A 12,010-nucleotide genomic window follows, 5' to 3' on the forward strand; every position below is an offset into this window, starting at 1 on the left:
GTGAGTCGCGCAGCACTCCTCGTCCTGGCCGACGGCCGCTTCCCCGCCGGAGGGCACGCCCACTCCGGCGGGGCGGAGGCCGCCGTCAAGGCGGGACGCATCACCGACGCGGCGAGCCTGGAGGAGTTCTGCCGGGGGCGACTGCACACCGGCGCGGCCATGACGGCCGCCCTCGCGGCTGCCGCCGCGCTCGGCGTCGACCCCACCGGACTCGACCGGGCCGCGGACGCCCGCACGCCGTCACCCGCCCTGCGCGTGGCGGCACGCAAACTCGGCCGGCAGCTGATGCGGGCGGCCCGCGCCACCTGGCCGCACCCCGAACTGGACGCGCTGGCACAGCGGTTCCCCAAGGGCGCCCATCAGCCGGTCGTCCTCGGCCTGACCGCCCGGGCGGCCGGGCTCGGGCCCGAGGACGCGGCCTACTGCTCCGCCTACGAGGGGGTGAGCGGCCCGGCGACCGCCGTCGTGCGGCTGCTCGGCCTCGACCCGTTCGACGCCACCGCCGTCCTGGCCCGGCTCGCCCCCGAACTGGACCGGGTGGCCCAGGACGCCGTGGACGCGGCGCGCCGGGCCATGACGGACGGGGTCGATGCGCTGCCCGCCAGGTCCGCGCCGCTGCTGGAGATCGGGGCCGAGGTGCATGCCGGCTGGCCGGTGCGGTTGTTCGCCTCGTAGGGGGTTCGCCCCCGCCGCCCCTACCCCTTCCCGTCCCCAGGGGCTCTGCCCCTTCGTCCCCGCCAGGGGGCTCCGCCCCCTGGACCCCGTCGGCCTGAACGGCCCCGTCCTCGAACGCCGGACGGGCTGGTTGTGCCGCCCACTGTTGTCATAGGAGCCCACCGATGCACCTCGACCACTCCCACCACGGGCCCTCGGCCGTCAGCGCCGACGCGCACCGTCCCGACGGCACCCGCCGCGCCCTGCGCATCGGGCTGGGCGGGCCCGTCGGGTCCGGGAAGACCGCCACCGTCGCCGCGCTCTGCCGGGCCCTGCGCGAGGAACTGTCCCTCGCCGTCGTCACCAACGACATCTACACGCGCGAGGACGCCGAGTTCCTGCTCCGCGAGGCCGTACTGCCGCCGGAGCGGATCAGCGCCGTGGAGACCGGAGCCTGCCCGCACACCGCGATCCGGGACGACATCTCCGCCAACCTGGAAGCCGTCGAGGACCTGGAGGACGAGGTCGGTCCGCTGGACCTGATCCTGGTGGAGTCCGGCGGCGACAACCTCACCGCCACCTTCTCCAAGGGCCTCGTCGACGCGCAGATCTTCGTGATCGACGTGGCGGGCGGCGACGACATCCCGCGCAAGGGGGGACCCGGCGTCAGCACCGCCGACCTGCTGGTCGTCAACAAGACCGACCTCGCGCCGTACGTCGGCTCCGATCTCGCGCGGATGGCGGCCGACGCCAAGGCGCAGCGGGGCGAACTGCCGGTCGTCCTGCAGTCGCTCAGGAGCGAGGAGGGCGTACGGGACGTCGCCGACTGGGTACGGGCCCGGCTCGCCGCGTGGACGGCATGACCGCGCCGGGCGGCGTGCGGGCGACGGCGGCGATCGTCGCGCGCGGCGACGGACGCGGCGGTACCTCCCTGCCCGTACTGGAGGGCGAGGGGCCGCTCGCGCTGCGGCGGACCCGGGGGAGCGGAACCGAGGCCCGGGTGATGCTGGTCGGCGCGATGAGCGGGCCGCTCGGCGGCGACCACTTCACGGTGGACGCCCGCGCGGAGCAGGGCGCCGCACTGTGGATCGGCTCCGCCGCCGCCACCCTCGCGCTGCCGGGCCAGGACAAGGCCGCGGCCCGCTACGACGTGCGGCTCACCGTCGCCGACGGCGCCGAACTGCACTGGCTCCCCGAACAGTTGATCTCCGCGCACGGCAGCGACCTGTACGTCGGAACCCGCGTCGATCTCGCGACGTCGGCCCGGCTCGTGCTGCGCGAGGAGCAGGTGCTCGGGCGGACCGGTGAGGAACCGGGGCGGCTCACCAGCCGTCTCACGGTGCGGATCGCCGGCCGCTGTGTCCTCGACCAGGAACTGGCCTGCGGTCCGGGCGCGCCGGGCGGCTGGGACGGCCCCGCCGGACTGGCGGGACACCGGGCGGTCGGTCAGCTCGTCGTGGCCCGACCGGAGTTCGCGACCGCCCCGCCGGCCGCCCGCGTCCTGGCGGACGGCGCCGCCGTCATGCCGCTGCCCGGGCCCGCAGCGCTGGTGACCGCCGTGGCGCCGGACGCGCTCCGGCTGCGCCGGCTGCTGGACGCGGGCCTGGCGTCCCTCTGCTGACGGGACGGCGGTGCCCGCACCGCATCCGTCCGCCGAACAGTCTTCTCCGTTTATCGGATTGGCAAAGAAGTCCGACCGCCCCTGTCCTCAGGGAACACACAGCCGCGAGGATCCCCGTACTTGTCGAAATGATGTACGGGGAGGGCCCACTTGAGGAAGACAGGACTGCACCGGAGAGCGGCGGCGCTCGGCTCGGCCGGAGCGCTCGTCACCGCCACCCTGATAGCCGGCGCCGTCACGGCACCCGCCGCCAGCGCCAGCCCGGCCACCGGACACGGGTACGGACAGGACCGGGAGGCCCGCGGCGCCGCCATCGCCGCCGAGCGCGCCGCGAAGACCGGCATCGACTGGCAGGACTGCCCCGCGGACTGGAACCTGCCCAAGCCGATCCAGTGCGGCTGGGTCACGGTGCCGGTCGACTACGCCAAGCCGTACGGCAAGCAGATCAAGATCGCCGTCGACCGCATCGGCAACACCGGCTCGAAGTCCGAGCGCCAGGGCGCGCTCATCTACAACCCGGGCGGCCCGGGCGGTTCCGGCCTGCGCTTCCCGGCCCGGGTCACCGCCAAGAACCCGGTGTGGGCCAAGACGGCACAGGCCTACGACTTTGTGGGCTTCGACCCGCGCGGCGTCGGCAAGTCGGCGCCCATCTCCTGCGTCGACCCCCAGGAGTTCGTCAAGGCGCCCAAGATGGACCCGGTGCCCGACTCCGAGGCCGACAAGCGCGCCCAGCGCAAGCTGGCCCGCGAGTACGCCGAGGGCTGCTACGAGCGCAGCGGCGCCATGCTGCCGCACATGACCACGCCGAACACCGCGCGCGACCTCGACGTCATCCGCGCCGCGCTCGGCGAGAAAAAGCTCAACTACCTCGGCGTCTCCTACGGCACCTACCTGGGTGCGGTCTACGGCACCCTCTTCCCGGGCCACGTGCGCCGCATGGTCGTCGACAGCGTCGTCAACCCCTCCCGCGACAAGATCTGGTACCAGGCCAACCTGGACCAGGACGTCGCCTTCGAGACCCGCTGGCAGGACTGGCAGGACTGGGTCGCCAGGAATGATGCGACCTTCCACCTCGGCGACACCCGCGCCGAGGTCCAGGACCAGTGGCTCAAGCTGCGCGCCACCGCCAAGAAGAACCCCATCGGCGGGATCGTCGGTCCGGCCGAGCTGCTCTCCTTCTTCCAGAGCGCCCCGTACTACGACTCCGCGTGGGTGCCCGTCGCGACCGTGTTCAGCAAGTACGTCGCCGGCGACACCCAGGCCCTCGTCGACGCTGCGGCCCCCGACCTGTCCGACACCGCGGGCAACGCCGCCTCGGAGAACGGCAACGCCGTCTACACGGCGGTCGAGTGCGCCGACGCCAAGTGGCCCACCAACTGGCGGACCTGGGACCGCGACAACACCCGGCTGCACAAGGACTACCCGTTCCTGACCTGGTCCAACGCCTGGATGAACCTGCCGTGCTCCACCTGGCCGGTCAAGCAGCAGACCCCGCTGAACGTGAAGACCGGCAAGGGGCTTCCGCCGGTGCTCATCGTCCAGTCCGAGCGTGACGCGGCCACGCCGTACGCAGGCGCCGTCGAACTGCACGAGCGGTTCAAGGGCTCGCGTCTGATCACCGAGCGGGACGCCGGTTCGCACGGCGTCACCGGCCTGGTCAACCCGTGCGTCAACGACCGTGTCGACACCTATCTGCTCACCGGCAAGGTGGACACGCGCGACGTGACCTGCGCACCGCACGCCACGCCCAAGCCGTAACGAGCGCAAGGCAGCAGGGGGCGGCCGGTCCGACCGGCCGCCCCCTGCACCGTCCCTACGGGTGCCGCGCCGCCAGCCAGGCGTCCTCCGCCGCGTAGTCGAACAGGTCGCCGTAGGCCTGGACCATCTTCGGGTACGCCTCGCGCCAGTCCCGCCCGGCCAGCCGCTCCTCCATCCAGGCGACGGTGTCCGGCAGGGTCTCGGCGTACCGCACCACGGGCCGGTAGCCCAGCTGCCGTTCGGCGGCGGTCATGTCGCACACCACGGGCACGGGCACGGACCACGGTGTGTCACCCACGCCCGGCGCGGGCGGCGGACCGTCCACCAGCACGTTCTCCGGCGCCACCCCCATCACCGCGTCGATCGCCGCCGCGATCTCGGCCACCGTCGGCGCGTCCGGGTCCACGGCGTTCAGGACACGGGCGCCCGGCCGGACCGCGGCCAGCCGGATCAGCTCCGCGATGGTGTGCACGCTCGCCGGGTGGAAGCGGCTCGCGCCGCCGAAGGCGAGCACACGCCGGCGCCTGCCGTCGAGGTTGCGCTTGACGAAGTACAGCTCGCGCGGGGTCCGGCAGTGCGGTCCGTGGATCGCGCCCGCCCGCAGCAGCGTGGTGGGCAACCGGTCGCCCGCCGCGAGGAGCTCACGCTCCAGCCCCGCCTTCCGGGTGCTGTACGAGGACTCTCCGGGCCGGACCGTGCGCTGTTCCTCGGTGACCGGCACCGGGTACTCGGGGAAACCGCCGGGCTCGGCCTGCGTGTCGAAGTTGCGGCCCTTGTCGTCCTCGTAGACGGAGACGCTGGAGATCACCACCGCCGAACCCACCCGCCCGGCCAGTGACGTCAGCTGCCGGGCGTGCTCGGGCCCGTAGGCGACCATGTCCACCAGCACGTCGCAGCCGTCGCCCACCGCGGCGGACAGCGCCGCGTCGTCCTCCCGGTCGGCCCGCACCACCCGCACGCCGTCCGGCCAGCCCCGGTCCCGGTCGCCGCCCCGCGAGACGGCCGTCACCTCCCAGCCGTCCCGGGCCAGCGCCCCCACGGCCACTCGTCCGATCTGTCCCGTCGCTCCGATCACCACAGCACGTGTCATACGTCGGACCGTAGGCCCACCGGCCCCGTACGGCCATGCCCTTCTGCCGGTGGCAGAAGGCGGCGGTCAACGGCGCGGCATCCGGGGGAACCTGCGCCCCTTCTCGGCCTCCTCGGCCTTGACGTCGGCGGCGTACCGGTCGACGTACTCCTGTTCCGACAGGGACAGGATCGCGTACATGATCTCGTCGGTGACGGCACGCAGCACGGCCTTCTCGTTCTCCATGCCGGCGTAGCGGGAGAAGTCCAGGGGCTCACCGAAACGGATCACCACGGGATGGATGTTCGGGACGATCTTGCCCGGCGGCTGTGCCTCGAAGGTGCCGATCATCGCGCAGGGCACGACCGGCACCCCCGCCCGCAGCGCCATCACCGCCACGCCGACCTTGCCCTTGTACAGCCGGCCGTCGTGCGAGCGGGTGCCCTCCGGGTAGATGCCCAGCAGCTCGCCCTTGTTCAGGACACCGAGCCCTTCGCGGATCGCGGCCCGGCCCGCCTCCTTGCCGGAGCGGTCCACCGGGATCTGCCCGGCGCTGCGGAAGAAGAAGGCGGTGAGCCGGCCCTTGAGACCGGGGCCGGTGAAGTACTCGGCCTTGGCGAGGAAGGTGATGCGGCGCTTGAGGACGGCGGGCATCAGGAAGTGGTCGGAGAAGGACAGATGGTTCCCGGCGACGATGGCCGGGCCGGCGGACGGCACGTTCCCCAGGCCCTCGATCCGGGGGCGGAAGACCAGTCTCAGCAGCGGGCCCAGCAGTACGTATTTGAGCACGTAGTAGAACAAGGCGTCGCTCCTCACCCCGGCGGAACGGCTCAGTCGCCGCGTTCTGACTGGTCAACCGGCGTCTGCCGGGGTGCCAGTGTAGGTGCGGGGGCGGCCCTCCGGTACCTGTCAGGTCCGGTGCGCCGCCGCTGCCGCCCGGACTCCGCCGCCGCGGTCAGAACTTCGGCGCCGGGGCCTGTGCCTCGACGAGGGCCGCGGCCTCCTCCTCGGTCTGCACCGAGGGCGGGGAACCCGCCAGCGGCCTCTGGGCGGTCTCCTTCATGCAGGCCACCGCCACCACCCCGACGAGGGCCGCGGCCATCGAGTAGTAGGCGGGCATCATGTCGGAGCCGGTCGCGCCGATCAGGGCGGTGATGACCAGCGGCGTGGTTCCGCCGAACAGGGACGTCGACAGGTTGTAGCCGACCGACAGGGAGCCGTACCGGACGTTGGTGGGGAACATCGCCGGGAGCGCCGCCGACATGGTGCCGAGCAGACAGACGAGGGACAGGCCGAGCATCACCATGCCGGCCGAGACGGCGAGCAGGCTGCCCTGCTGGACCAGCACGAAGGACGGCGCGGACAGGAAGAAGAAGCCGAGCATGCCCGCCATCAGCAGGGGCCTGCGGCCGAAACGGTCGGACAGGCGGCCCACCTGGTTGACGAGCAGCATCAGCAGGACCATGGTGGCCACCAGGATCAGCAGGCCGTGGGTCTCGGAGTAGTGCAGCTCGTCCGACAGGTACGTCGGCATGTACGACAGCAGCATGTAGTCGTTGATGTTGTACGCGCCGACCAGCGCGATGCACAGCACCAGCGTCGGCCAGTGCGCCCGGAAGATCTTGGCGAGGTCGCCCCGGGCGGTGGTCTCCACCGTGTTCGCCGCCTCGGAGACGTGCACGTTGCCCTCCTCGAGCTTCAGGAAGGCGGGAGTGTCGTCCAGCCTCAACCGCAGATAGAGGCCGACGATGCCGAGGGGCCCGGCGACGAGGAACGGGATGCGCCAGCCCCAGGCGTCCATCGTGTCGTTGCCGAGCCAGGCGGTGAGCGCGGTCACCAGGCCCGCCGCGCCCGTGTAGCCGGCGAGCGTGCCCAGCTCCAGGAAGCTGCCGAAGAAGCCGCGCCGCTTGTCCGGGGCGTACTCCGCGATGAAGGTCGACGCGCCGCCGTACTCGCCGCCGGTGGAGAAGCCCTGCAGCAGCCGGAAGAGGATCAGCAGCAGCGGGGACCAGAAGCCGATCGCCGCGTACGACGGGATCAGGCCGATCGCGAAGGTGCCGATCGCCATCAGGATCATCGTCAGCGCGAGGACCTGCTTGCGGCCGATCTTGTCCCCCATCGGTCCGAACACCATGCCGCCGATGGGACGCACCAGGAAGGCGACGGCGAAGGTGGCGAAGGACGACAGCAACTGCGCGGTGTCGCTTGCGGACGGGAAGAAGACCCGGCCGATGGTCCCGGCCAGATAGGCGTAGATGCCGAAGTCGAACCACTCCATGGCGTTGCCGAGGGAGGCCGCCTTCACCGCGCGTTTGACCGCCGCCTCGTCCGTCACCGTGATGTCCGACCGCCTCAGCCGGGGGTTCTGCCTGCGCCTGACGGCACGGAACAGGGTGGGGTGACGGCGGATCGCCGCGGAGTCGGGGACCTGGCCGTTCTCGGGGGAGGACGTGGCGGACTTCCTTTCCGGGGGCATACCGTTCCGATCGGGAGCTTCTGCGCGTTCGTGTGGTTATCGCGTCGTATCGTTCCCCGGATCAAGCCACGTATTTTCGTGACGTCAGTCATGTGGATCAGCGGACGCGGTGAGTAGGCTCTTCGAACATGCGGATCTCCGTCTCCTCCGACATGGACGAACCCGTGGCCCGGTTCCTCGTCGAGGAACTGCGCAGGCGCGGCCACGAGGTGCTGACGCACGGTGCGCTGCAGCCCGGGGCGGACCCCCAGTGGGCGGTGTGCTCGGAGCGGGCGGCACGCGAGGTCGCCGCCGGGACGGCCGACCAGGCGGTGGTGTGCTGCTGGACCGGCACGGGCGCGTCGATCGCCGCCAACAAGGTGCCCGGCGTGCGCGCCGCCCTGTGCACGGACGCCTACACGGCGGACGGGGCACGCCGCTGGAACGACGCCAACGTGCTCGCGCTCAGCCTGCGGCTGACCTCCCAGCCGCTGCTGGGGGAGATCCTCGACGCCTGGTTCGCGGGCGAGGCGAGCGCGGACGCCGAGGACCGGGACAACGTGGCGCACGTGAAGCGACTCGACCGGGGCCGGGCTGCTTCCTAGGGCCTGTCCGACGGTGCCCGTCCGCCCCGCGACGCCTGGCACGTTCCCTCGCGCCCGGCTCCGGTCGCGCGGGCGGCGCCGCCACCGCCGCACCGGGGGTTCATCCGGTACGCCCCCGGCCTCCGGCCGGGGGACTCCTGGAGCACGCACCCGACTCCACGGGACCCGCCTGGCGGACGACGCGACTTCGTGGACACGCCCTGGGGCCGGTCGTCACGTTCCCGCGCAGGAGGACGCTCCGGCACCCTGCGAGCGCACGCACCGGGCGTCGCGGCCCCCGGGACGGGCGTCGCGGGAGTGGCGGCAGGGCCTGACGCCGGTCGGCGCCCGCCCGTCAGGACGTCAGCACCTTCTCCAGCGTGCCGAGCGCCTCCCGCAGCTCCTCGCCGGTGACGGTCAGCGGCGGCGCCAGCCGGATCGTGGAGCCGTGGGTGTCCTTGGCCAGGATGCCCTCGCGCATCAGACGCTCGCTCACCTCGCGGCCGGTGCCCAGAGCCGGGTCGACGTCCACGCCCGCCCACAGCCCACGCGTCCGGAAGCCGACGACGCCCCGGCCGGCCAGTGCCGCCAGGCCCTCGCGCAGCACCACGCCCAGCTCGGCCGCCCGGCGCTGGAACTCGCCGGTCTCCAGCAGCTCCACCACCGCCGTGCCGACCGCGGCGGCCAGCGGATTCCCGCCGAACGTCGAGCCGTGCTCGCCCGGATGCAGCACGCCGAGCACCTCCCGGCTGCCCACCACCGCGGACACCGGCACGATGCCGCCGCCCAGCGCCTTGCCGAGCAGCACCACGTCCGGGACCACCGACTCGTGCTCGACCGCGAGGGTCCGCCCGGTCCGGCCCAGCCCCGACTGGATCTCGTCCGCGATGAACAGGCAGCCGGCGCGGCGGGTCAGCTCCCGCACGCCCGTCAGATAGCCGTCGTCGGGGACGATCACGCCCGCCTCGCCCTGGATCGGCTCGATCAGCACGGCCGCCGTCGTCTCGTCGACCGCCGCCTCCATGGCCGCCAGGTCGTTGTACGGCACCGTCCGGAAGCCGGGGGTGAAGGGACCGAAGCCCGAGCGGGCCGCCTCGTCCGTGGAGAAGCCGACGATGGTCGTCGTCCGGCCGTGGAAGTTGTCCGCGGCGACCACGATCGTCGCCCGGTCGGCCGGCACGCCCTTGACGTCGTAGGCCCATTTGCGGGCGACCTTGATCCCGCTCTCCACCGCCTCCGCACCAGTGTTCATCGGCAGCACCATGTCCATGCCGATGAGCGCGGCCAGCCGCTCGGCGAACTCGGCGAGCCGGTCGTTGTGGAAGGCGCGCGAGGTGAGGGTGAGCCGGTCCAGCTGGCGGTGCGCGGCCTCGATCAGCGCCGGGTGGCGGTGGCCGAAGTTGAGGGCCGAGTATCCGGCCAGCATGTCCAGGTAGCGACGGCCCTCCACGTCCTCCACCCAGGCACCCTCGGCGCGGGAGACGACCACGGGCAGCGGGTGGTAGTTGTGCGCGAGGACGGGCTCCTCCGCCCGGATGAGCTCCTCGGTGCCTCGGGTGCGGGCGGGTGCGGTCATGAGAGGTTCTCCCGGATCTCCTGGGTGCAGCACTTGATGCCGCCGCCGGCCTTGTGGAACTCGGACATGTCGACGGGGACGGGGACGTAGCCGAGGGCGGCGAGCCGGCCGGCCAGGGCGGTCGCCCCCGGTGAGATGAACACGTGTCGTCCGTCAGAGACGGAGTTGAGCCCGAAGGCCATGGCGTCCTCGCGGGTCGCGAGCACCGCGTCCGGATAGAGCCGGGCGAGCACCTCGCGGCTCCCGGGCGAGAACGCCCCGGGGTAGTAGGCGATGTTCCCCTCGCCCCCCGCACGACCGTCGTCGAGGACGAACAGCGCCGTGTCCAGATGGTAGAAGTACGGGTCCACCAGCGTCAGCCCGATCACCGGCACACCGAAGTACTCCTGCACCTCGCGATGCGCCTCGCGGGTCGTGCGGAACCCCGTGCCGGCCAGGATCCAGCGGCCGACGGGCACGAGGTCGCCCTCGCCCTCGCAGACCGACTCGGGATGCTGGACGTCGAAGCCCGCCCCCTTGAACCACGTCTCGTACGGGACGGACTCGGCGCGGCGCTCGGGCGCGTGGAAGAGGGAGCCGAAGACCCGGCCCTCCACGACGACCGCCGCGTTGGCGGCGAAGACCATGTCGGGCAGACCGGGCACCGGGGTCACGGTCTCCACACTGTGGCCGTGGGTCCGGTAGGCGTTGACCAGCCCCTGCCACTGCGCGTGGGCCCGGCCCACGTCGACGGGTTCGTCGGGGCGCATCCAGGGGTTGATGGCGTACTGCACGGCGAAGTGTCTGGGTTCGCAGACGAGGAAGCGCCGCCGTCGCGGCACACGGGAGTCGGGCACAGAGGGGTTCCTCCGTTTCCTAACAGGTGGTAACTGGGCGATGACACCACGGTAGGAAGGGAGGCGGACGGGCGACAAGCAACGAAAGCTGCGTGTTCACGCAGGATCACTGCGTTCTCGGCCCGATCGGTGCGGGTCCGCTGCGTCCTGGGGCGCGGGCCCGCTCGTTCCGGCCTCCGGACTGTCCGGAATCAGGTGCGACAGAACCATCACACTGATCGTCTTCCGGATGAACGGCTCGGCCCGGATCCGCTCCAGCACCTCCTCGAAGTGCTCCACGTCCCGCGCCCGCACATGCAGCAGCGCGTCCGCCCCGCCGGTCACCGTCATCGCCGCCGTGATCTCCGGATGGTTGCGGACCACCTCCGCCAGCCGCCGGGGCGGGGCCGCGCCCTCGCAGTACACCTCCACGTACGCCTCGGTGCGCCAGCCCAGCGCCGACGGCTTCACCGTGGCCGTGAAGCCGGTGATCACCCCGGACTCGCGCAACCGGTCCACCCGTCGCTTGACCGCCGTCGCGGACAGCCCGACGTCCACCCCGATCTCGGCGAAGGAGGTCCTGGCGTTCGCCATCAGCGCGGTGATGATCTTCCGGTCCAGCTCGTCGAAGGGCGTCGGCCTGCTGTTCATGCGGGCACTGTATCCAGCGCGAACGTCCACGACGGGCCCGTGTGCAGGCGTACGGATCGCCCCTACACTCCACGTTCATGCTGCGCGCCCTGGCTGTCGACGACGAACGCCCCACGCTCGAGGAACTCGTGTACCTGCTGAACGCCGATCCCCGGATCGGCACGGCGGAGGGCGCGAGCGACGCGACGGAGGCCCTGCGCCGCATCAACCGCGCCCTGGAGTCGGGCCCCGACGGGCCGGACGCCATCGACGTCGTCTTCCTCGACATCCAGATGCCCGGCCTCGACGGACTCGACCTCGCCCGGCTGCTCACCGGGTTCGCCCGGCCACCGCTGGTCGTGTTCGTCACCGCGCACGAGGACTTCGCGGTGCAGGCGTTCGACCTCAAGGCCGTCGACTACGTCCTCAAACCCGTCCGCAGGGAACGGCTCGCCGAAGCCGTCCGACGCGCCGCCGAACTGCGCGGCGCCACGCCCCGCATACCCGTCCACGAACCCGACCCCGACCACATACCCGTCGAACTCGGCGGCGTGACCCGCTTCGTGGCCGTCGACGACATCACCCACGTCGAGGCCCAGGGCGACTACGCCCGCCTGCACACCGACAAGGGCAGCCACCTCGTGCGCATCCCGCTCTCCACGCTGGAGGAGCGCTGGCGCGCCCGCGGATTCGTCCGCATCCACCGCCGCCACCTGGTCGCCCTGCGCCACATCGGCGAACTCCGCCTGGACGCCGGCACCGTCAGCGTCCTCGTCGGCGCGGAGGAACTCCAGGTCAGCCGGCGCCACGCCCGCGAACTGCGGGACCTGCTCATGCGGAGGCCGTGA

The 12,010-nt window shown here is 72.3% G+C and carries 12 protein-coding genes; 6 read left to right on the forward strand and 6 right to left on the reverse strand.

Translation table 11 applies throughout. The features are described 5' to 3' along the window. The 4 genes from IE260_RS08525 (at position 1) to IE260_RS08540 (ending at position 4,033) form a co-directional block, all read left to right on the forward strand. A complete protein-coding gene (locus tag IE260_RS08525; protein ID WP_189869871.1) occupies positions 1-675 on the forward strand; it encodes an urease accessory protein UreF in 675 nt (224 codons plus the stop codon). 164 nt (positions 676-839) lie between these two features. Next, on the forward strand, positions 840-1,517 hold the full coding sequence (gene ureG, locus IE260_RS08530) for an urease accessory protein UreG (protein WP_189869872.1): 678 nt from the start codon (positions 840-842) through the stop codon (positions 1,515-1,517). Beyond that, positions 1,514-2,275, forward strand: a complete 762-nt coding sequence (locus tag IE260_RS08535) for an urease accessory protein UreD (RefSeq protein WP_189870048.1) — start codon at positions 1,514-1,516, stop codon at positions 2,273-2,275. The genes ureG and IE260_RS08535 overlap by 4 nt, the downstream gene beginning before the upstream one ends. A gap of 150 nt (positions 2,276-2,425) precedes the next feature. Beyond that, positions 2,426-4,033, forward strand: a complete 1,608-nt coding sequence (locus tag IE260_RS08540; protein WP_189869873.1) for an alpha/beta hydrolase — start codon at positions 2,426-2,428, stop codon at positions 4,031-4,033. A gap of 55 nt (positions 4,034-4,088) precedes the next feature. On the opposite strand, the gene IE260_RS08545 is transcribed toward IE260_RS08540, so the two are convergent. The 3 genes from IE260_RS08545 to IE260_RS08555 all read right to left on the reverse strand — a co-directional run bounded on the left by IE260_RS08545 (position 4,089) and on the right by IE260_RS08555 (position 7,578). Then, positions 4,089-5,123, reverse strand: coding sequence for an NAD-dependent epimerase/dehydratase family protein (locus tag IE260_RS08545; protein WP_189869874.1), 1,035 nt, complete (start codon positions 5,121-5,123; stop codon positions 4,089-4,091). Between the two features lie 66 nt (positions 5,124-5,189). Beyond that, positions 5,190-5,903: a lysophospholipid acyltransferase family protein gene (locus IE260_RS08550; RefSeq protein WP_189869875.1), complete on the reverse strand. Its 714-nt coding sequence runs from the start codon at positions 5,901-5,903 to the stop codon at positions 5,190-5,192. A gap of 154 nt (positions 5,904-6,057) precedes the next feature. Continuing rightward, on the reverse strand, positions 6,058-7,578 hold the full coding sequence (locus IE260_RS08555; RefSeq protein WP_189869876.1) for an MFS transporter: 1,521 nt from the start codon (positions 7,576-7,578) through the stop codon (positions 6,058-6,060). A 128-nt stretch (positions 7,579-7,706) separates the two neighbouring features. Here IE260_RS08555 and IE260_RS08560 point away from each other — a divergent pair, with 128 nt between their 5' ends. Continuing rightward, positions 7,707-8,162, forward strand: a complete 456-nt coding sequence (locus tag IE260_RS08560) for an RpiB/LacA/LacB family sugar-phosphate isomerase (protein WP_189869877.1) — start codon at positions 7,707-7,709, stop codon at positions 8,160-8,162. A gap of 334 nt (positions 8,163-8,496) precedes the next feature. Here IE260_RS08560 and rocD read toward each other — a convergent pair whose 3' ends face one another. The 3 genes from rocD to IE260_RS08575 all read right to left on the reverse strand — a co-directional run bounded on the left by rocD (position 8,497) and on the right by IE260_RS08575 (position 11,183). After that, a complete protein-coding gene (rocD, locus tag IE260_RS08565; protein WP_189869878.1) occupies positions 8,497-9,717 on the reverse strand; it encodes an ornithine--oxo-acid transaminase in 1,221 nt (406 codons plus the stop codon). Continuing rightward, positions 9,714-10,553 carry a dimethylargininase gene (ddaH, locus tag IE260_RS08570; RefSeq protein WP_189869879.1) on the reverse strand — a complete coding sequence of 280 codons (840 nt, stop codon included), beginning with the start codon at positions 10,551-10,553 and terminating at the stop codon, positions 9,714-9,716. Before ddaH ends, rocD begins: the two co-directional genes overlap by 4 nt. Positions 10,554-10,649: 96 nt before the next feature. Continuing rightward, positions 10,650-11,183 carry an Lrp/AsnC family transcriptional regulator gene (locus IE260_RS08575; RefSeq protein WP_189869880.1) on the reverse strand — a complete coding sequence of 178 codons (534 nt, stop codon included), beginning with the start codon at positions 11,181-11,183 and terminating at the stop codon, positions 10,650-10,652. A gap of 77 nt (positions 11,184-11,260) precedes the next feature. Here IE260_RS08575 and IE260_RS08580 point away from each other — a divergent pair, with 77 nt between their 5' ends. Beyond that, on the forward strand, positions 11,261-12,010 hold the full coding sequence (locus IE260_RS08580; protein ID WP_189869881.1) for a LytR/AlgR family response regulator transcription factor: 750 nt from the start codon (positions 11,261-11,263) through the stop codon (positions 12,008-12,010).

Origin of the sequence: Streptomyces viridiviolaceus, from assembly GCF_014650995.1 — a bacterium.
GTDB classification, from domain to species: Bacteria; Actinomycetota; Actinomycetes; order Streptomycetales; family Streptomycetaceae; genus Streptomyces; species Streptomyces viridiviolaceus.